The organism is Variovorax sp. Soil_C_33 (genome assembly GCF_057656935.1).
Window position 1 is genome coordinate 112,034 of record NZ_JBDGJK010000005.1, and the last position, 17,249, is coordinate 129,282.

General features: G+C 66.6%; 14 protein-coding genes and 4 pseudogenes. 7 read left to right on the forward strand and 11 right to left on the reverse strand.

Translation table 11 applies throughout. The features are described 5' to 3' along the window. Window positions 1–31 precede the first annotated feature (31 nt). The 4 genes from AC3A6B_RS09890 to AC3A6B_RS09905 are packed head-to-tail and all read right to left on the reverse strand — an operon-like array spanning window position 32 to window position 4,912. Window positions 32–1,162, reverse strand: coding sequence for a bifunctional nicotinamide-nucleotide adenylyltransferase/Nudix hydroxylase (locus AC3A6B_RS09890; RefSeq protein ID WP_487836544.1), 1,131 nt, complete (start codon window positions 1,160–1,162; stop codon window positions 32–34). An 11-nt stretch (window positions 1,163–1,173) separates the two neighbouring features. Further along, window positions 1,174–2,871: an NAD+ synthase gene (locus AC3A6B_RS09895; protein WP_487836545.1), complete on the reverse strand. Its 1,698-nt coding sequence runs from the start codon at window positions 2,869–2,871 to the stop codon at window positions 1,174–1,176. Window positions 2,872–2,882: 11 nt separating this feature from the next. Next, window positions 2,883–4,073 (reverse strand): nicotinate phosphoribosyltransferase, encoded by a 1,191-nt coding sequence (gene pncB, locus AC3A6B_RS09900; RefSeq protein ID WP_487836546.1) that lies wholly within the window; start codon window positions 4,071–4,073, stop codon window positions 2,883–2,885. A gap of 23 nt (window positions 4,074–4,096) precedes the next feature. Next, the gene (locus AC3A6B_RS09905; RefSeq protein WP_487836547.1) at window positions 4,097–4,912 is read right to left on the reverse strand and encodes a cysteine hydrolase family protein; all 816 of its coding nucleotides are present in this window, start codon (window positions 4,910–4,912) and stop codon (window positions 4,097–4,099) included. A gap of 84 nt (window positions 4,913–4,996) precedes the next feature. Between AC3A6B_RS09905 and AC3A6B_RS09910 the strand changes: the two genes are divergently transcribed. From AC3A6B_RS09910 to AC3A6B_RS09925, 4 genes and pseudogenes are all read left to right on the forward strand, one after another. Further along, complete coding sequence (locus AC3A6B_RS09910) at window positions 4,997–5,719, forward strand: NUDIX hydrolase (protein WP_487836548.1); 723 nt, start codon at window positions 4,997–4,999, stop codon at window positions 5,717–5,719. A gap of 519 nt (window positions 5,720–6,238) precedes the next feature. After that, a complete protein-coding gene (locus AC3A6B_RS09915) occupies window positions 6,239–6,712 on the forward strand; it encodes an SET domain-containing protein (protein ID WP_487836549.1) in 474 nt (157 codons plus the stop codon). A gap of 356 nt (window positions 6,713–7,068) precedes the next feature. Continuing rightward, window positions 7,069–7,176, forward strand: a pseudogene (locus tag AC3A6B_RS09920) (tyrosine-type recombinase/integrase); the annotation flags it as partial. Between the two features lie 7 nt (window positions 7,177–7,183). After that, entirely contained in the window at window positions 7,184–7,528 is a 345-nt protein-coding gene (locus tag AC3A6B_RS09925; protein WP_487836711.1) for a hypothetical protein, read from the forward strand. Between the two features lie 88 nt (window positions 7,529–7,616). On the opposite strand, the gene AC3A6B_RS09930 is transcribed toward AC3A6B_RS09925, so the two are convergent. Beyond that, on the reverse strand, window positions 7,617–7,934 hold the full coding sequence (locus tag AC3A6B_RS09930; RefSeq protein ID WP_487836550.1) for a hypothetical protein: 318 nt from the start codon (window positions 7,932–7,934) through the stop codon (window positions 7,617–7,619). A 205-nt stretch (window positions 7,935–8,139) separates the two neighbouring features. Here AC3A6B_RS09930 and AC3A6B_RS09935 point away from each other — a divergent pair, with 205 nt between their 5' ends. Both AC3A6B_RS09935 and AC3A6B_RS09940 read left to right on the forward strand, forming a co-directional pair. Continuing rightward, entirely contained in the window at window positions 8,140–8,862 is a 723-nt protein-coding gene (locus AC3A6B_RS09935) for an SIR2 family NAD-dependent protein deacylase (protein ID WP_487836551.1), read from the forward strand. Window positions 8,863–9,105: 243 nt separating this feature from the next. Next, window positions 9,106–9,258, forward strand: a pseudogene (locus AC3A6B_RS09940) (transposase domain-containing protein); the annotation flags it as partial. A 128-nt stretch (window positions 9,259–9,386) separates the two neighbouring features. Here AC3A6B_RS09940 and AC3A6B_RS09945 read toward each other — a convergent pair. From AC3A6B_RS09945 to AC3A6B_RS09960, 4 genes and pseudogenes are all read right to left on the reverse strand, one after another. After that, window positions 9,387–11,873 (reverse strand): autotransporter outer membrane beta-barrel domain-containing protein, encoded by a 2,487-nt coding sequence (locus AC3A6B_RS09945; protein WP_487836705.1) that lies wholly within the window; start codon window positions 11,871–11,873, stop codon window positions 9,387–9,389. Window positions 11,874–11,984: 111 nt separating this feature from the next. Then, window positions 11,985–12,485: pseudogene (locus AC3A6B_RS09950) on the reverse strand (ESPR domain-containing protein); the annotation flags it as partial. A 313-nt stretch (window positions 12,486–12,798) separates the two neighbouring features. Then, a complete protein-coding gene (locus tag AC3A6B_RS09955; protein WP_487836552.1) occupies window positions 12,799–13,230 on the reverse strand; it encodes an autotransporter outer membrane beta-barrel domain-containing protein in 432 nt (143 codons plus the stop codon). Between the two features lie 432 nt (window positions 13,231–13,662). Further along, window positions 13,663–14,709: a class I SAM-dependent methyltransferase gene (locus tag AC3A6B_RS09960; RefSeq protein ID WP_487836553.1), complete on the reverse strand. Its 1,047-nt coding sequence runs from the start codon at window positions 14,707–14,709 to the stop codon at window positions 13,663–13,665. 244 nt (window positions 14,710–14,953) lie between these two features. Between AC3A6B_RS09960 and AC3A6B_RS09965 the strand changes: the two are divergent. Beyond that, window positions 14,954–15,236: pseudogene (locus AC3A6B_RS09965) on the forward strand (chloride channel protein); the annotation flags it as partial. Window positions 15,237–15,341: 105 nt separating this feature from the next. On the opposite strand, the gene AC3A6B_RS09970 reads toward AC3A6B_RS09965, so the two are convergent. Further along, the gene (locus AC3A6B_RS09970; protein ID WP_487836554.1) at window positions 15,342–16,727 is read right to left on the reverse strand and encodes an FAD-containing oxidoreductase; all 1,386 of its coding nucleotides are present in this window, start codon (window positions 16,725–16,727) and stop codon (window positions 15,342–15,344) included. A 23-nt stretch (window positions 16,728–16,750) separates the two neighbouring features. After that, a complete protein-coding gene (locus AC3A6B_RS09975; protein WP_487836555.1) occupies window positions 16,751–17,236 on the reverse strand; it encodes a DUF302 domain-containing protein in 486 nt (161 codons plus the stop codon). Window positions 17,237–17,249 lie beyond the last annotated feature (13 nt).

The following is a 17,249-nucleotide window of genomic DNA, read 5'->3' on the forward strand; positions in this document are numbered from 1 at the left end:
ACCGTAGGAAGCGATCCTGCAAGGTTCAAGATCAGCACGCATTGCCTGGCGCGCGCGCCTGATCGGCGTGAGAGCGGTTGCTGTGCTGCATGCAGGACCGGTGGCGACAAGTGCGCATTCTCTCGGCTACCCCCCGGTTGAGGAAGGCATCAAGAATGTGAAAGTGATCGTCGTGGAACTGCGTCTCCATGCCGCCGAGCTCCGACACGGGCACCCACCTGGCTTCGCTTGCGTCGTCACTGCCGCGCACCTCGGGCAGCGGGCCATTCCCCAGGAAGAAGTAGTGTGCATGCGTGATCACCCGGCCCCGCTGGCTGCGATCAGGGTGATCAAACACCTGCACCTCACGCAGGCCTGCCTTCATCGTGGAAGGCAGCAGCCTGAGGCCGGTCTCCTCCTCGAGCTCCCGTACCGCGGCCTGGTAGACAGTCTCACGCTGCTCCAGGAAGCCGCCCGGCAGTGCCATCAGACCTTTCCCCGGCGCCCGACCGCGGCGGATCAACAGCACATGGCCGGCCATGTGCACCACCGCGTCCACGGTCACGAAGACGGGCGGGTAGGGCGAGCCCGCCCACAGCGCCCGCTCGGCCGCCAGCGCCTGCCATTCGGCACGCAGCGTGGCGAAGTACGGCAACTGCGTCCATGCCCTCAGGAAGTCCAGCGTCGAGGGCGGCACCTGGCTGGCGATCGCAGCCAACGCGGACTCGACGCCTTCTCCTGCAAAGAGCGCGGCGCGCAAGGCCTTGGCGTGGAGCTCGCCCTGACGGCCGACGTCCACCAGCTTCCAGTCCGGGAAATCGTTGAGGTAGTCGCTGGTCGCATCCTTGCGATGCCCCACCAGTGCAACCCGTGCCCCGCGCATGCCCGCGGCGGCGGCGACGCACTCCCGAACCGCAGCGACCCAACGCGGTTGGGAAAAGTAGTCGCGCACCGGCAGGAACTCCACCCGGGCCCGATCGGCTTCGGGTAGAGAGAGCCGGATCATCTCGGCGCGCTCTTGCCAGGTGAAAGGGTTCTTTGGAGAGCGGGCCTGGTGGGCGGAGCCGATGAGCACCAGGCACCGCGGCGCGATCTCCAGGCCGCGGCGGATCAGCGCGGCCTGGCCGTCGTGGAACAGCTGGAAGCGGCCGATGCAGACCGCGCGATCGAATTGTTCGCCCATGTTCTTCCTCCTCAGGGATATATCGCCGCGATCGGCATTTGCCGGCCGGAGCCGAAGGCCCTGCCGCGCACGCGCACCACAGGAGGGGCCTGCCGGCGCTTGTATTCATTGCGCGCGACCATCCGGTGGATGCGCTGCATCACGGCCGCACCTTCCGCGGTGCCGGCGAGCCGCTGCACGAATGCGGCCGCCGCGTCCCGTTCCCGGGGTCCCAGCCGCGAACCCTCGACGTGCAGTTTCAGGATGGGGTCCAGGACCTCGTAGGGCGGCAGGCTGTCGCTGTCTTGCTGCCCGGGTGCCAGCTCGGCGGAGGGCGGCTTGTCCAGGATCACGGCGGGGATGAGCTCCCGGCCCGCGGTTTCGTTCAGGTGCCGCGACAGCGCGAAGACCTCGGTCTTGTACAGGTCCCCGATGGGGCCGAGGCCGCCGTTGGTGTCCCCGTACAGGGTGCAGTAGCCGACCGAGATCTCGGACTTGTTGCCGGTCGTCAGGAGCAGGTGCCCGAAAGCGTTGGAGTACGCCATCAGGATCGTGCCGCGCACGCGCGCCTGCAGGTTCTCCAGCGCGACGCCGCCCAGCGGCTGGCCGATGGCCGCCTGGAAACCCTGCTCGAACGCGGCCACCGGCGCCTGGATCGGATGCCGGATCAGCTCGATGCCCAAATTGCGACACAACTGCTCCGAATCCTGGACGGAGCCGCTCGACGAGAAGCGCGAAGGCATGGTGATCGCGGCCACATTGCGTGCCCCGAGCGCCTCGACAGCAAGAGCCAGAGTCAGCGCGGAATCGATCCCGCCGGAGGAGCCCACCACGGCTTGCCGGAAGCCGCAGCGGCGGGCGTAGTCGCGGATGCCCAGCACGATCTGGCGACGGTAGAACTCCAGGGACGGCAGGCCCTGCGACGGCACGGGCGGCGGCGGCTCGCCCCCCACGAGGAAGCGCCCGCCTTCGAAGTCCAGCGTGACGCAGGCGCTCTCGAAGCGCGGCGCCTCCCACGTCACCCGCCCGCTCGCCTCGACGCCGAACGAACCACCGTCGTACACGAGCTGGTCCTGCCCGCCCACCTGGTTCACGTACAGGACTGCCAGCCGGTTGCGGCCGGCGGCCGCCGAGAGGACCTGGTGGCGTTGCTCGCGCTTTCCGACGTTGGAGGGGCTCGCGTTGATCGAGATCACCAGGTCGGGGGCCGCGTCGCGCAGGCGCTCGAACGGGTTCACCGGGTAGTCGGCGCCGGCATCGTTCCAGCCATCCTCGCAGATGAGGAAACCCACGCGCGTGCCATCCACCTCAAGCACGCTGGCGGTGTCCGCTCCGGGCTCGAAGTGTCTGCGCTCATCGAAGATGTCGTAGGTGGGCAGCAGTTGCTTGGCGTATTCGAGCACGAGCTCGCCCGCCCGGATCACGCACAGCGTGTTGCGCAGCCGCTTGCCTGGTCCGGCATGGCGCGCGGGCAAGCCCACCACCCAGTGCAGCGACGGCAACTGGCGGCTGGCCAGCAGCAGGTGGCCGAACGCAGCCTCGACCTTGTCCAGGAAGGAAGCGTCATCGAGCAGGTCGCCTGGGTAGTAGCCGGTCAGCGACAGTTCGGGGAAGACCACGAACCGGGCTTGCGCCGTGTCAGCCGCCTTCGCGGCGTCGAGCATCAGCTGGACATTTCCCTGCAGGTCGCCGACGGTCGGATTGATCTGCGCGACTTGGATCCTGAGCATCGCTTCTCTCCTCAGGCGGCCTGGACGTTGAACACCTGGCGCAAGTAAGCGAGGAAGGTCGCGTCCTCGCACAGCGTCTTGCCCGGCGAGTCGGAAAGCTTGGCCACCGGCTGGCCGTTGGCAGCAGTGAGCTTCATCACGATGTTCAGGGGCGTGAGTCCCACATCGTTCGTGAGGTTCGTTCCGATGCCGAAGCCCAGTTGCACCCGATCGGCAAAGGTTTCATGGATGCGCACGGCCGTCGGGATGTCCAGCCCGTCCGAGAACACGAGGCGCTTGGTGTGCGTATCGATGCGCAGCTTCTGGTAGTGGGCCAGTGCCTTCTCACCCCAGGCGATCGGGTCGCCCGAGTCGTGGCGCAGGCCGTCGAACAGCTTGGCGAAATAGAGGTCGAAGTCCGCCAGGAAGGCGTCCATGCCGACCACGTCGGTCAGCGCGATGCCCAAGTCGCCGCGGTACTCCTGAACCCAGTCCTCCAGTGCGGCGCGCTGGAAGTCGCGCAGGCGCACGCCCAGTGCCTGGTAGGTCTGGAGGTACTCGTGCGCCATCGTTCCGATCGGCACCAGGCCGAGGTCCTTGGCCAGCAACACGTTGGACGTGCCCTTGAAGAACTCGGGCGCCTCGTTGCGCAGCGCGCGCACCACTTCGCGCTGCCACGCTGCGCTGAAGCGGCGCCGCACGCCGAAGTCGAAGATCTCGAACGGGTGGGCGCGCCGGGGCCGGCGTGCGAGCTCTTGCAGCCGCGCGATCTTGGCCATCAAGCGGCGCTGTCCCTCAGCCACGGCCGCGCCGGCATCGAATCGCCTGAAGTACAGCTCGTTGACGATGGCCAGCACGAAGATCTCGAAGGCCATCACGTGGACCTGCGGTCCGCGCGCCTGGATGCGCAGTTGCCCGCCATCCGCCCAGGCGCGGATGAAGTCGCGCTGGAAGCTGAAGATCCGCAGGAAATCGACGAAGTCGCTCTTGATGAAGCGCAGGCCGCGCAGGTATGCCAGCTCGTCGGGCGCAAAGCGCAGGCTGCAGAGGTGATCCAGCTGCTCGTTCACATCTGCGAGTAGCTCGGCGAGCGGATAGGCGGGCTGATTGCGGCAGACGAAGGTGTATTCGGCCTGCGTCTGCGGGTGGCGGTGCAGCATGGCCTGCCACATCGTGAACTTGTACAGGTCGGTGTCGATGAGACTGCTGATGATCGGCGTCATGACGGCTCCTTTTTGTTCGAGCTTCAGGCCAGCGACCGCAGGCACGCGTCGGCGCTCGTGACCGTGGCGCCGCGCGCGCGCATCGCATCCAGGAAGGCGCGGGCTTCGGCTTCGAAGCCCGCCACCGGGCTCATGCAGTCCTCGAGCAGCACGAGCTTGTCGACGCGCCGGGAAGGAAGGTGGTCGGCGAGGTGCTCGGTGGTGGCCCGCACGCAGTGGCTGCTGGCTTCGCCGGCAATCAGGATGCGCTGGCCCTGGTCCAGGGCGGCGATGAGGCGCGTGTTGAGCTGGGTGTCGCGATCCTGCTCGTCGGGCACCTCCGCCTGCAGGGCGCTGTAGTTCTCGGTCCAGGCATTCATGCCCTTGAAGATCTTGCGCACCGGCTGCAGCGTAGAGACCTCCCAGCGGCCGTATGCCGCCCGCACGGCCGACTGGACGTTGTGGCCCCAGGTGCCGATCTCGCAGTGCACCGGCCAGACCATCAGGCGATAGCGCCCGCCGGCCTCCAGCGCATCGAGGTACGCCAGCACGCGCGGCAGGACTTCCGGCCGGCGCGGCTCATAGGTGCCGGCGCGGACCTCCGCCGCGCTGATCTGCGTGAACGGTTCCACCGCGCTGCCGTCGGCCTTGCGCCACATGGCCGGCCGCTCGATGCCCACGCGATGGTGCGAGTCCAAGGTCACATGGATGTCGTCGAGCTTGTCCCGGGCGCCGTCGATGAACGCCGCCAGGCGGTTCATGTCCGCGTTCGCACCCTGGACGGGCAGGGCGGCACCTTCGATGTCCATGAAGTCGTTCTGGGGATCGATGATGAGAAGCTGGGTACGGAGGTTGGTCATGGAATCGGCTCCTTGCGGTTGTGAGTTGCTCTGTACAACTTTCAAGGTTGTATAGTACAACCTTGAAACAGGAAGTCAAGCGCCATGGCAATCTCTCAGCGCAAAGCGCATCTCGCCTTCGAGCGGCCGTTGGTCACGGTGGACATCGTGATCTTCACGGTCCGCAGCGAGCGTCTCGAAGTGCTCATGGTCCGCAGGCCAGAGCTGCCGCAGGAGCCATTTCCCGGCCGCTGGGCCTTGCCCGGGGGCTTCGTCGACGTCGACATCGACCGCAGTCTGCTGGCCTGCGCGCGCCGCAAGCTCAAGGAGAAGACCGGCGTGGCCACGCCCTACCTGGAGCAGTTGGGCAGTTGGGGAAGTGCCTCGCGCGATCCGCGAGGCTGGTCCGCCACGCATGCCTATTTCGCCCTGATCGCCCCGCCTTCGGCCCGGGAGGTGGCTGCAGGCGCTCCCCACGAGCATGAATGGGCTCACGTCGACCTGGCGTTGCAGCGCAAGCTCGCGTTCGACCACGCCGAGATCCTCGCCGCAGCCCTGGACCGGCTGCGCAGCAAGGTGGAGTACACATCGCTGCCAGCTTTCCTGCTGCCCGAGCCGTTCACGCTGCCGCAGCTGCAGCGCACCTACGAGATCGTGCTGGGCCGCGAGCTGGACAAGAGCGCGTTTCGCAAGCGGATGCTCGATGCGGGCTTCCTCGAGGAGGTCGATCGGGTGACCGGGCCCGCCGGGCGCCAGGCACAAGGCTATCGGGTGGTGGACCGCTCGGAGGCGACGGTGTTTCCGCGGCCGTTCAAGGCAGGGGAATAGGCCTCCAACGCCAAGATTGGATGCCCGGTGCCGTGTGAGCTGTGGGCCATCCGGAGCCCATGGTGCGCGTGGGTTGTGCCGCACCGAGGGAGTTCAACCGAAAGCCACCAGGCCCGCCGGGCTCCTACGGGCCATCCCGGAACGTGGCTACACCTTTGCCCAGCGCGCTTCGCCTAGATTGGTCTCGCAGCGATGTCGCTCCGAGCACTCAAGGAGACACTCATGGCAAATCAACCAGGACAGAACAATCCGAATCAACCGGGCAACAAGCCAAGTCAGCCGGGTCAGCAAGAGCAGACCAACCCTGGAAGGCAACAGCCGGGCCAAGGCAACCCGACACCCCAGCAGCCAGGTCAAGGTCAGAAGAGATAGGCCTTCGAAAGCTCGCTCCGCCCCAGGGGCGCTGAAGCCGCCGTCCAACGGCGGCTTTTTCTTGTGCTTCGGGAAGCCGCGAAAAACCGTTCAGAGCTCGATCACAGTCTCCGCCAAGTTTGGACTCCACCTACAATTTCCGTTCGCATGGCAAAGCTTCGCAAACACACGTCTTCCACCCCTTTTGTCAGGGTGGCGCCCAGCGGTGTTCACGGCCTCGGCGCCTTTGCGACGTGCGCCTTGCCCGCTTTCGCATTGCTAGGTCTCTACGAAGGCCGGCGCTACTCGCAGCGAGAAGTCGCCTCGAAGGTCTGGGATGACCAGCTCACTTACCTCTTCACCTTGTCCAATCATGAAACCATCGATGGCGCCAAAGGAGGCAACGGCACTCGCCACCTGAATCACGCCTGCGACCCGAACTGCGAGGCGGTCGAGGAGTACGACGACGCAGGCCGGCTGTTGCTGAAGTTCCAGACGATCGTTGCGGTGGATGCAGGAGACGAACTGTTCATCGACTACTGCCTGACAGCGGATGACGGCTCGCCGCCCACGGACTATCCCTGCCGTTGCGGCTCTTCCAACTGCCGCGGCACGATGCTCGCGCCTGCCGAAGCCACCTAGCCCGGCGAGCCGTTCACACGCACCATCCATCGAACGCACACTGCCCGGTCCGGCATGCGCGACGCCGTGCGGAAGCACCTCGTGGCCACGCAGCGGCAGATGACGCAGACGACAGGGCCAACTCTCCTGGGCCCTGCCCGGCAGTTTGCGGCCCAGTTGCCGGCAGCTCGTGGCCCGCTCGCGCGGACTGGAAAATTCGAAGATGGGTGAAAGACCCCGCCCGAAGATTCAAACTGTGATGCGCAGCGGGTTCAAGTAGCCTGGTATATCTGGGTTGCGTCCTGCGCGCCGATCGACAATGGGCATGAGTCCTTTCAGGCGCGTCGGTGATGCCTCATGGAAGTCATCAGCCGGCGCGCGCCAGTGCTTACTGGATGCGCCATACCCATGCGACGCACGCCTTGGCGCGTGGGGTCGAACTGACCGTCGTGCGCGACAATCTGCGCGGCGACGCGCTGGCAACTTTGACACATGGACCTCACGCTACCGTTCGTATCTCTGGACGGCTTCACCCGGGCTGATTGCCCAACCGAGGATGACGCGTCGTTTGTGTTTCCCCACGTGGCGATCACCGAGCGAAAGATCGCCGGCGTCCACACCGCGATGCTGCGGGTCTCCGATCACCAGCGTTGGGGAGGGCAGTTCGTCCGGTACCTCCGCACCGTCTATCAAGCACAGGGAAGATCGCCGGCCGCAGCAGGACGCGGCACCGTGTACGGATTCCCTACCGAGGGCGATCGCGACGCATTCTGCGACCTGGTTGGAGCAGTCCCTGGCAGGTTCATGCGAGCCATGGCTCAGAGGCATTCGGCCTGAGCAGGCTTTCGTTGGGCGTTCCGGCGGCCGAGCTCGGATCCGGGGGGCACGGGTTCGGTACGGACAGCGCCTGGCGGGCGTCGTCGGTCTACTCCAGGGCGATGTTCCGGTACTCAGCCAACATCGTGCGGCGGAAATCGATCACCGGTACCAGCTTGTCATCCGAATCGGGAAAGCGGGCGCGGATGTTGGCTTCTTCGCGGACCCAGCATCCCCGGGAAGTCGTGCCGTCCCACGACGTCAGGTAGCAAAGTCGATAGGGCGCGATGCATTCCTCATGGGCATCGGTCAACTGCAGCATGTGGAACAGGCTTCCGTGCGCCACGAACAAGACGCTGGGCTGCGTGTCGCAGCCGAGAATGAATGTGCAAGTGGCGACAAATGCCACGACTGAAGATGCCTTCATAACTGGCTCCAGTCGATGTCGGGAAAATATCGATTGAGCGCTTTGGCACCAGGGCAGTCAACCCTCGATAGGACCGGCCACGCTGCCGTCGGTTCGGTTGCCGTTGCGAGATGCGGCAAACCTTGCTCGGTGTCGCGGCCAGGGTTAGCGAAAGCTCCCGACCATCGGGGGTCCGATCGCCCGGGAAAACGCGGATGATGGTTGCATGAGCTCGATCGATTCAGCAGCGGCGCTCCTGCACGCCGCCTCGCGCATCTCGGTACTCTCGGGCGCCGGTCTTTCGAAGGCGTCAGGGATCCCGACGTACCGCGATGCCGACGGCCTCTGGAGGGACGAGAACGCGGTCAAGTTTTCTCACATCGACGATCTGAAACGCGATCCCGAGGGCTTCCACCACTTCTGGGCGGCGCGGATGGCGGCGTTGTCACAGGCCAGGCCCAACCCGGGTCACCGCGCGCTCGTCGAGCTGCAGATGCGCAGACCGAGCACGGCGCTCATCACGCAAAACGTCGACGGGCTGCTCGCCGAGGCCGGCGCGCAGGAGGTCTTCGAACTGCACGGCAACCTGCGGCGCTGGCGATGCGACAGCTGCGGAAACCGGGAAGGGCCCTGGTTGTCGCAACGCTGTCCGCGCTGCGGCGCGCGAGCGAGACCCGACGTCGTGATGTTCGGGGAAATGCTCGACGAGGAACTCCTCACCAGGACGCAAGAGGTCGCGGCGCAAAGCGACGTGTTCCTGGTCGTGGGGACCTCTGCGGCGGTTTACCCGGCGGCAGACCTGCCGATGATCGCGGCGACGAACGGTGGCAAGATCATCACGCTCAACATGGCGGCGATCGATGTGGATGAGGTGGCGGCCGTGGTGCTGCGGGGCCTCGCAGAGGAAATCCTGCCCGACCTCATCCAGGCCGCCCGACTCAAGCCGTAGGCAGTCTAGCTTCGGCTTCACGAACCCGGCTGTGTTCTCGTCCGCGCCGGCTTCCCTTGTGCTGAGCGAGGGGTGAAGGGACGCGCGGAACCCTGGAAAGCTCAACGTTGCTCGGGTCGCGCACTACGCCGGCTCTGTCAGCCCGACACCACCGACCAGAATCCGGGCACACACTGGCGCGTGCACCGCTCAGCCAGACCTGCTCTTCGTCCAGCTGCAACGAGGTCGAAGGGTCGATGTCGCCTGGTGGAGACCGCCAAGCTCAATGGGCTGGACCCCGAGGCGTACCTGCGCGAGGTGCTCACGCGCATCGCCGAGCACCCGATCAATCGCGTCGAGGAACTGCTGCCCTGGAACCTGCGGGCAGACCCAGTGCTGCAGAGGCTGGCAGCGTGAGCACCCCGGGCGTCGAGCCACGGTTGCTGGAGGTGCTGTGCCGTCAGCAGTCGACGCGGCGCACCTCGTCGCTACGTACCTGATGAGACCGCTCTAGGATGGCGCACTGGCTCGGCTCGAAGCAGATGTCAGAACGCCCAGTTCAGGTTGACCTTGAACCCATGGTCCTGCAGCCCGTCGCCGAACTGGCCCGCGTAGGAGGCGCCCAGCTTGAGGTTCGGCCGCAGCTGCGTCTCCACGCCCGCTTCCACGACCGCCACGTTCTTCGCCAGCGGTACGCCTGCGATCGTGAACGGCAGGCTGCCGCCGAAGGCATGCGTGCTGGTCGGCGTGGTGTCGCCGAAGGCATGGCGCCAGCCCACCAGGCCGCGCACGCGGGTGCTGTCACCCAGTTGTGTGCTGGCGCGCACGCCCAGCGTAGAGAAGGTCGCATCGACACTGCCGCCGTCGCCGTAGAGCGCGGCCAGCCCGCCGCGCTCGAAGAAGGCATCGCTCTTCACGCGCACATGGGCCAGGCCGGCGAAGGGCTCGAGCGCCACCGCGCCCGTGTCGATGCGATGGCCCAGCTCGCCGAAGAGCTGGGTGGTGGTGCTGTCGTATTTGGCCGAGAGGCTGTCGGCGAAGCCGGCGAAGGCCACCGATCGGCTGGTGTCGGTCTTGTTCCAGCTCTGGCCGGCGCCCAGGCGCAGCGCGGTGGCGCCCCACTGGGTGCCGCCGTAGGCGCCCAGGTGGTAGCTGTCGGTCTTGGCACTGCTGTTGCGCGCGTCGGTGTCGGCGCTGGCGCGGCTGTAGCCGCCGAGGCCACCCACGCGCCAGCCGGCGCCCACGCCGGTGTCGGCACCGACGACGAAGCCGCCGATGTCGCGCTTGAGCTTGGCCGCATTGCCGTCGCCGTCGATGTGGCCCCACGAGCCGAAGACCTGGGACCAGGCGGTGCGGGCCTGGTTGTCCGCAGGCGTGCAGCCCTCGCCTTGGCTGCCCTGCACCGGCTGCTGGGGCTGCTGGGGCGCGCTGCCGGGCGCGCAGGTGGCAGTGCGCAGCCGGTCGATGGCCGCCTCGCGCACGAAGCGGCTATCTTCCAGCATCGCGGTCTTGGTGGAGGCATGGATATCCACCGACAGCTGGTTCAAGGCATCGCGCGCGGCGAAGTCGCTGGGCAGGAAGGCCACCGCATTGGAAAGAGCGTTGCTGTCCGGCAGGCTGTCCAGCGCCGCGGCCACGGCCACCTGGTTGGGCGTGCCGGCCACCTCCGTGAAGCTGCGCACCTTCTCGGCATTCAGGTAGACGTTGTTGGCGTCATAGCTGTCGCGCAGCTGGACGAAGGCCGTGCGGGTGTCGCCGTCGAGGCTGTAGGTGCCGGTGACGCCGCCATCGGCCGTCAGAACCGTGTACCGGTTGCCCACCACGAAGTCGCTGCTGTTGATGCGCACGACGTTGAGCCTCGCCCCACTCGCGATGCCGGCGGTGCCGCTGGCGTGGATGAGGTCGGAGGCATTGGACGCCGGGTCGACCTCGACCTCGTAGGTCGAGCCGGCGGCTTGCGTGAAGTTGCCGTTGACCGTCAGCGTGCCGATCGAGTTGCCCGGGGCGACGGTGCCCGCAACCGCCAGGCTGCCGATGGTGCCCGAGCCCTGCAGGCGGCCTGTCGCGAGCACGTTGGCGCTGCCGCCGAGGACGCCATTGACGGCCAGTGTGCCGGCTTCCACGGTCGTGGTGCCGGTGAAGGCTGCGCTGTTGCCGCTGAGGTTGGTGAAGCCCGAGCCGATCTGGCGGATGGCGCCCGCGCCCGAGATCGCGCCGCCGAAGTCCAGGCGGTCCGAGCGGTTGAAGGCGAGCGTGCCGTTGTTCGTCACATCGCCCGTGATCGAACCCGACGTGCCGCCGTTGCCAAGTAGCAGCGTGCCCGCCGAAATCGTCGTGCCGCCGGTGTAGCTGTTGTCACCGGTCAGCACCGCCGTGCCGAGGCCGGTCTTGATCAGCGCACCCACGCCGGAGAAGGGGGAGGCCGCAGTGACATCGAAGCCGGCGGTGTCGAGGGTAAGCCCGCCCGCGGCGATGTTGAGCTCGGTGCCGCTGAAGCCGGTGATGAAGGCCGTATTGCTGGCAGCCGCGCGCAGCGTGCCGCCGTCGAAGTTGGCCTGGCGCATCACGCCCGTGCGGCCCGTCAGCGACTGCGTGGCCAGCGTACCGCCGCCGCCGAGGTTGAGCGTGCCTCTTCCGGACGAGCCGGCGGCCAGCGTCACCGTATCGGCGGTCGCCGTCGCGCCGTTGGAAAGCGTCAGCGTGCCTGTACCAAATTGGCCGATGTTGAGTGCCCCGCCGCTGCTCAACTGCGAGCCAGCGCCTGTGAGCGTGAGCGTACCGAGTCCACTTGTGCTGAGGGTGAGCCCACCAATACTGATAGGGCCCGCCACCGTCACGGCGCCGCCGTTGTCCACGTTCAACACGCTGGTGCCGGAGGCGGCACCGGTAATGCCGCTGCCGACAATCAGCGATCCTCCCACGCTCCACTTCGAGCCGGCGCCGGAAACGTTGGCGGTGCTGTTGCCGCCCCTCCTGAACATCGTCGCGTTGCCCGTGGTGGCGAGGGTACCGCCACTGGTGATATTCAGCACCGCGTTGCCGCCTACTATCCCAGACTGCCCCAAAGTCAGACTGTTGGCGATGCTGACGGCGGCGCCATTGGCAATGTTCAGGGTGGCCGTAGCGCTACTGCCATTCCCCAGGATGGTGCTGGCGGCGGTAGACCAGGCCGAGCCCGGACCCGTGACGGTGACGGTGGCATTGGCCCCGTTAGCTTGACCAATGATGTTCGTGCCTGCCGCCACCGACGTCAGGGTGCTCCCGCTCTGGATGGTGAGCGCGCTCGAGCTCGACGCCGTCGTGCCCATCGTCAGGATGCCCATCGTCGCGGTGGCCGGGCCGGAGACGCCAAGCACGGCGGGATTCGGCGTGCTCGTGCTGATCGTCACGTTGCCGGTCGGCACCGTGCCCGTGGACCAGTTGCTTCCGACCGTCCAGTCGCTGCTCGTCGTGCCCGTCCATGTTTGTGCGCTGGCCGGTGACGACCAGCAGCAGATGGCCAGCGCAGCGGCGCCGACGCCGGCCAGCAGTGCCTGGCATCGACGGTTGTCCCCGCCGCTCTTTCCGCGCCCGGTGGTGGATTCCGAGGCGACCACCCAGGTGTTCAGGGCCCTGGACCAGACGATGCGGAACACATGATTCATTTGATTTGTTTCCTTCTAAAAATCAATTCGAAAAGCTGATCTGCGCGCCTGCGGACGGGCAGGCGAGTGCTGGTGAAAGCGGGTCCCTGGCTTGCGTCGCTGCAGCGGACCAAGCTCGCGCCGGCAGTGTCCGAGCCGCACTCATTCACTGCGGCCATGAAGGCACCGCCAACGCAATCACAGAAGTGGGGAGGGGAGGCCTTTGGGGTGTCGCTGCCGAGGGGCCGAGATGCACGAACCGGGCGCTCCTGTTGGAGGATTTGTTGTTGCGAGTTGCCTTTTCCGCATGGCTGGATTTCATCGACCTTTTTCATCACATGTTGTTACTTGTGATGATGCCGCGGGTCAGCCATCTATACGACTTGCTCGTAAGTCGTAAATACTCAAAGCGCTGAACAGGGGCTGGGCTCTGTTGCAGCGCAGCGACAGTGGATGCCAGCTCTGAGGAAATTGAATTGGGCCGTCCCTGCTCTGCCCAGAACGCCCAGTTCAGCGTCGCCGTACAGCGCCGCCGGGCCGCCGCGCTCGAAGAAGGCTCGCTCTTCCACGCGCACGTGGGCCAAGCGGCGAAGGTGACCGAGCGGTTGGTGTCGGTCTTGTTCCAGCTGTAGCTGGCGACATAGAGGCCCGGGTGGTAGCTGTCGGTCTTGGCGCTGCTGTTGCGCACATCGGTGTCGGCGCTGGCACGGCTGTAGCCGGCCGGGGCGCCCGCGCGCCAGCCCGGCGCCCACGTCCGGGTCGGCACCGGACTACGAAGCCGCCGATGCCGCGCTTGAGCCTGACGGCGTTGCCATTGCCGTCGATGCAGCCACAGGAGCCGAAGACTTGGCCTCAGGCGGCGCGTTCCTCCCCGTCGGGCGTGCAGCCGCCCTCCGCCTGCTCGTCAGGGCGCCGCGAGTTTCTTTGTCAGATGCCTACCGGGTGCGCAGATGCAGGTGTTGGCGTCGTATCTGTCGCCAGCTGGATGAAGGCAGTCGCCTCGTCAAGGATATCTGGCTGGGCCCGCGAGATTTCAGTGGATGGCGGCTCGGGTCGTGGCGGGGCGTGCGACGACGAACACCAGAGCTGCGTCATGGGTCCACCATCGGCACAGGCAGAATCCCGTCACAAGCGGAAGCAGAACCCTTTCTCGCGAGCCGCGTGCCCGGAAGCCCACGTCAACGAGCTTGGCCGGGTGCTACTTGCGCGCCTCCAGCACCAAGTTGAACGGCGTCTCGGTCGCGCGGCGGAAGCGGGAGAAGCCCGCCTCAGCGAAGACATGCCTCAGCCGGCGTTCGCCGGCCTGCGCGCCAAGCCCCAGCTTCACTTCCTGCGACAGTGAGTTGGGCGTGCAGATGCAAGTCGACGCCGCGTAGAACAGCCGGCCCACGGGATTGAGGTTCTCGTCCAGTTCGTCGTTGGCAAAGGGTTCGACCAGCAGTACTGAGCCTCCCGGCTTTAGCGCCTCGTGCGCACGCTGGGCTGCCCCCACGGGATCGCCCATGTCGTGCAGGCAGTCGAAGAAGCACACCAGATCAAAATCGCTACCCGGGAAACCTTGTGCAGTCGCTTGGGTGAACTGGACCCGCTCGCCAACGGCGGCAGCAGCCGCGCGCTGGCGCGCCTGTTCGATCGAGCGGTCGTGAAAGTCGAATCCGTGGAAGGTCGACTTCGGAAATGCCTTCGCCATGATCAGGGTGGACGCACCATGACCGCAGCCGACGTCGGCGACCTTTGCGCCCTGCTCGAGCAGGGACACCACGCCGTCGAGCGCCGGCAGCCATTCGCTGACCAGGTGGGCTCGATAGCCGGGCCGGAAGAAACGCTCGGTTCCAGAGAAGAGGCACGGATGGTGATCGGCCCACGACAGCGCGCCGTCGCCGCGCATTGCGGTGACCACCTTGTCCTTATCGAAGTACATGCTGGCAAGCACGACCGCTCCGCCGGCCACGTAGACCGGCGAGTCCTCTTGCGCCAGCGCCATGGCCTGCTCTTCGGGCAGCCTGAAGCGGCCCTGGTTGTGTTCGACGTAGCCGCTCGCCGCTTGTCCGCTGAGCCACTCACGCACGAGCCGGGCGTTGCAACCGGTGCGCTCGGCCAGTTGGTCTGGCATAACCGGGTTTCCGTCGGCCATCGCCCGGTACAACCCCAGTTCCTCACCGAGGATCACGTTGGCCATGATGGCCGCGCCACCCATGTCGACGACGAGCTTGCTCATGAACTCGTTAAGTTTGGCTTCGTCCATCACATCGTCCCTCCGCGGGGCTGGGATGACACCATCGGCGCGGGTAGCCCGCGACTCGGCCGGGGAGCGCACCGCCCGGTGCACGAAGAATTCTCCTACCGTCAAGCTGAATGGGTCAACGCGGCATCTGTAGCCCTTCCCAGCCAGCACGGCGCTCCACTAATCCAGCGAGCACGAAGTCCGTCGCCGCTCACCTAACGCGACAGCGCCGCGAAGTAGGCGAAGAACTCCTCGCCGTTCCGGGCTCGGCTCCGCGTTGATCGCCATGGGCATGGCCGGCTTTCTTGCCGCCGTGACGCACGCACCGCTCACCTGCCTTCATCATCGTGATGGAATTGGTCGACGGCCATTCGATGGTGCTGAGCCTGACGGCCTCGGCCATGCTGGCCAGCCTGGTCTCGCGAATGACCAGCCGGCCTCTCTACGAATCGCTGGCCGCGCACATGGTGGGGGGGCGCAGTCGGCTCGCCTGCGCCGGTGGTGACGGCGTCTCAGCAAATGCTCGGCGACGGCCGTCAGCTCCATGAGAGATCCCATTTCTGATTGATGCCTTGCTTCCGACCCTGATCGCGTGGCCGCATTTGCTTTTCTGTAGCTTCAGTGGTATGCAACGCTCGAGCGTCCTGAGCGCCTCACCGTAGCGGCACGAGTCCATCCAGCAACGTCGGGATGAGTTCGCTCACCGTGGGATGAATGTGCACGCAGCGTCGGATCACGCGGTACGACGCATCGGCCGCCATCGCGTCCAGCAGTGAATGCACGATCTCGTCGCCTTCGATGCACAGCAGAGCCGCGCCGAGGATGCGCTCCGTCTTCGCATCGACCAGCACCTTCATGAAGCCCTGCGTCTCGCCGCGTTCCTTGGCGCGGCCCACGCGACTCATGGGCATCACGCCCACCAGGGCGGGACGGCCGCTGGCCCGCACCTGCGCCTCGGTCAAGCCGATGCGGCCGAGCGGCGGGTCCGTGAAGAGCGCATAGGCGGGGATGCGCTCAGTGCTGCGGCGCGCCTCGCCGTCCAGCAGGTTGGCGGCGACGATCTCGTGGTCGTTGTACGCGGTGTGTGTGAAGGAACCCTGGCCGTTTGCATCGCCCAGCGCCCACACGCCGGGCACGCTAGTGCGCAACTGCGCGTCGACGGTGATGAAGCCGCGCGCATCGGTGGCGATGCCGGCGCGTTCCAGGCCCAGGTCGTCAGTGTTCGGCCGCCGACCCACCGCGCACAGCAGGTGGCTGCCCTCGATCTCGTGCGCCGCGCCGCCGGCCGCCAGCGCGATGCGGATGCCCTGGCCGTCGGCCGACTTCGACACGCGCGCATCGCGCACGCCGAGCAAGAAGCGCACGCCCTCTCTCTCGAGGATGACCTGCACCTCCTGCGACACCTCCGGGTCCTCTCGCGCGATCAGGCGATCGGCGTACTCGAGCACCGTGACCTCGGCGCCGAAGCGGCGGTAGACCTGCGCGAACTCGAGCCCGATGTAGCTGCCTCCGAGCACGACCAAGTGCCGTGGCAGCACGTCCAGGGCCATCATCGAGGTGTTGGTCAGCACCGGCACCTGGTCGATCCCGGGCCAGTCCGGCAGCACGGGACGGCCGCCGGTATTGATGAAGATCTTCGGCGCCTCCAGCGTCTCGCCATCGACCTCTACCGCGTGAGGCGCGACGAAGCGCGCGTGGCCGCGCACCAGGCGCAGGCCCTGCATGCCTTCGAGCCACTGCGTGAGGCCCTTCACCGCGTTGTCGACCACGGCATCCTTGCGTGTCTTGATGGCCTTCATGTCGACGCCTACGGCGCCGTGGAGCACGACGCCGAAGTCGCGCGCGCGGCGCGCCAGGTGGGCGACGCGCGCGCTCGCGACCAACGTCTTGGTCGGCATGCAGCCGTCGTTGACGCAGGTGCCGCCGAGATGTTCGCGCTCGACCAGCGCAACCTGCATTCCGGCCTTCACCAGGCGGGCCGCGAGAAAAGGCCCGGCTTGGCCGCTGCCGATGATCAATGCGTCGTAGTGCGTGCTCATGGGCCGGTCCTTTCCTGCTTGAGCTAATCCGCGCGCACGGTCGAGGTGATCGAGGCCACCACGGCGGATGCCATCGCGAACTGCGCCTGCCGGTCGGTGATGCCGTGCCGGCGCGCGATCCAGTCGAAGTCGGTGTAAGCCGCCCAGACCGCGCCGCTCTCGTCCTGCAGCACCAGCAGGCGCACCGGCCAGTCCAGTCCCGAATACGGGTTCGAGGTCAGGAACTGCGCGCCCAGCGGCGGATTGCCGAACACCAGCAGCGTCGAGGGCCGCACGCGGATGCCGGCTTCGGCCGCGAGCTGGGACTGGTCCACCGCCATGAAGAACACGATGCCCTTGTCGGCGATGTCCTTCCTGATGCGCTCGATGGTCTCTTCCACCGAATAGGCACTGCGGACCTTGATCAGGCCGTCGGCGGCCGGCGCCCGACCTTGCGCCGGCGACTGCGTCGCAACCAGTGCCAGCCCGAGGCAGGCCGCCGACAGAAGCCTGGAGATGTGAATGAACATGGCGCGCTCCTCA

Coding starts and splice junctions, on each gene's coding strand:
- AC3A6B_RS09890 (WP_487836544.1), bottom strand. CDS start 1,162: ATGGGCGAACAATTCGATCGCGCGGTCTGCATCGGCCGCTTCCAGCTG.
- AC3A6B_RS09895 (WP_487836545.1), bottom strand. CDS start 2,871: ATGCTCAGGATCCAAGTCGCGCAGATCAATCCGACCGTCGGCGACCTG.
- pncB (WP_487836546.1), bottom strand. CDS start 4,073: ATGACGCCGATCATCAGCAGTCTCATCGACACCGACCTGTACAAGTTC.
- AC3A6B_RS09905 (WP_487836547.1), bottom strand. CDS start 4,912: ATGACCAACCTCCGTACCCAGCTTCTCATCATCGATCCCCAGAACGAC.
- AC3A6B_RS09910 (WP_487836548.1), top strand. CDS start 4,997: ATGGCAATCTCTCAGCGCAAAGCGCATCTCGCCTTCGAGCGGCCGTTG.
- AC3A6B_RS09915 (WP_487836549.1), top strand. CDS start 6,239: ATGGCAAAGCTTCGCAAACACACGTCTTCCACCCCTTTTGTCAGGGTG.
- AC3A6B_RS09925 (WP_487836711.1), top strand. CDS start 7,184: ATGGACCTCACGCTACCGTTCGTATCTCTGGACGGCTTCACCCGGGCT.
- AC3A6B_RS09930 (WP_487836550.1), bottom strand. CDS start 7,934: ATGAAGGCATCTTCAGTCGTGGCATTTGTCGCCACTTGCACATTCATT.
- AC3A6B_RS09935 (WP_487836551.1), top strand. CDS start 8,140: ATGAGCTCGATCGATTCAGCAGCGGCGCTCCTGCACGCCGCCTCGCGC.
- AC3A6B_RS09960 (WP_487836553.1), bottom strand. CDS start 14,709: ATGGACGAAGCCAAACTTAACGAGTTCATGAGCAAGCTCGTCGTCGAC.
- AC3A6B_RS09970 (WP_487836554.1), bottom strand. CDS start 16,727: ATGAGCACGCACTACGACGCATTGATCATCGGCAGCGGCCAAGCCGGG.
- AC3A6B_RS09975 (WP_487836555.1), bottom strand. CDS start 17,236: ATGTTCATTCACATCTCCAGGCTTCTGTCGGCGGCCTGCCTCGGGCTG.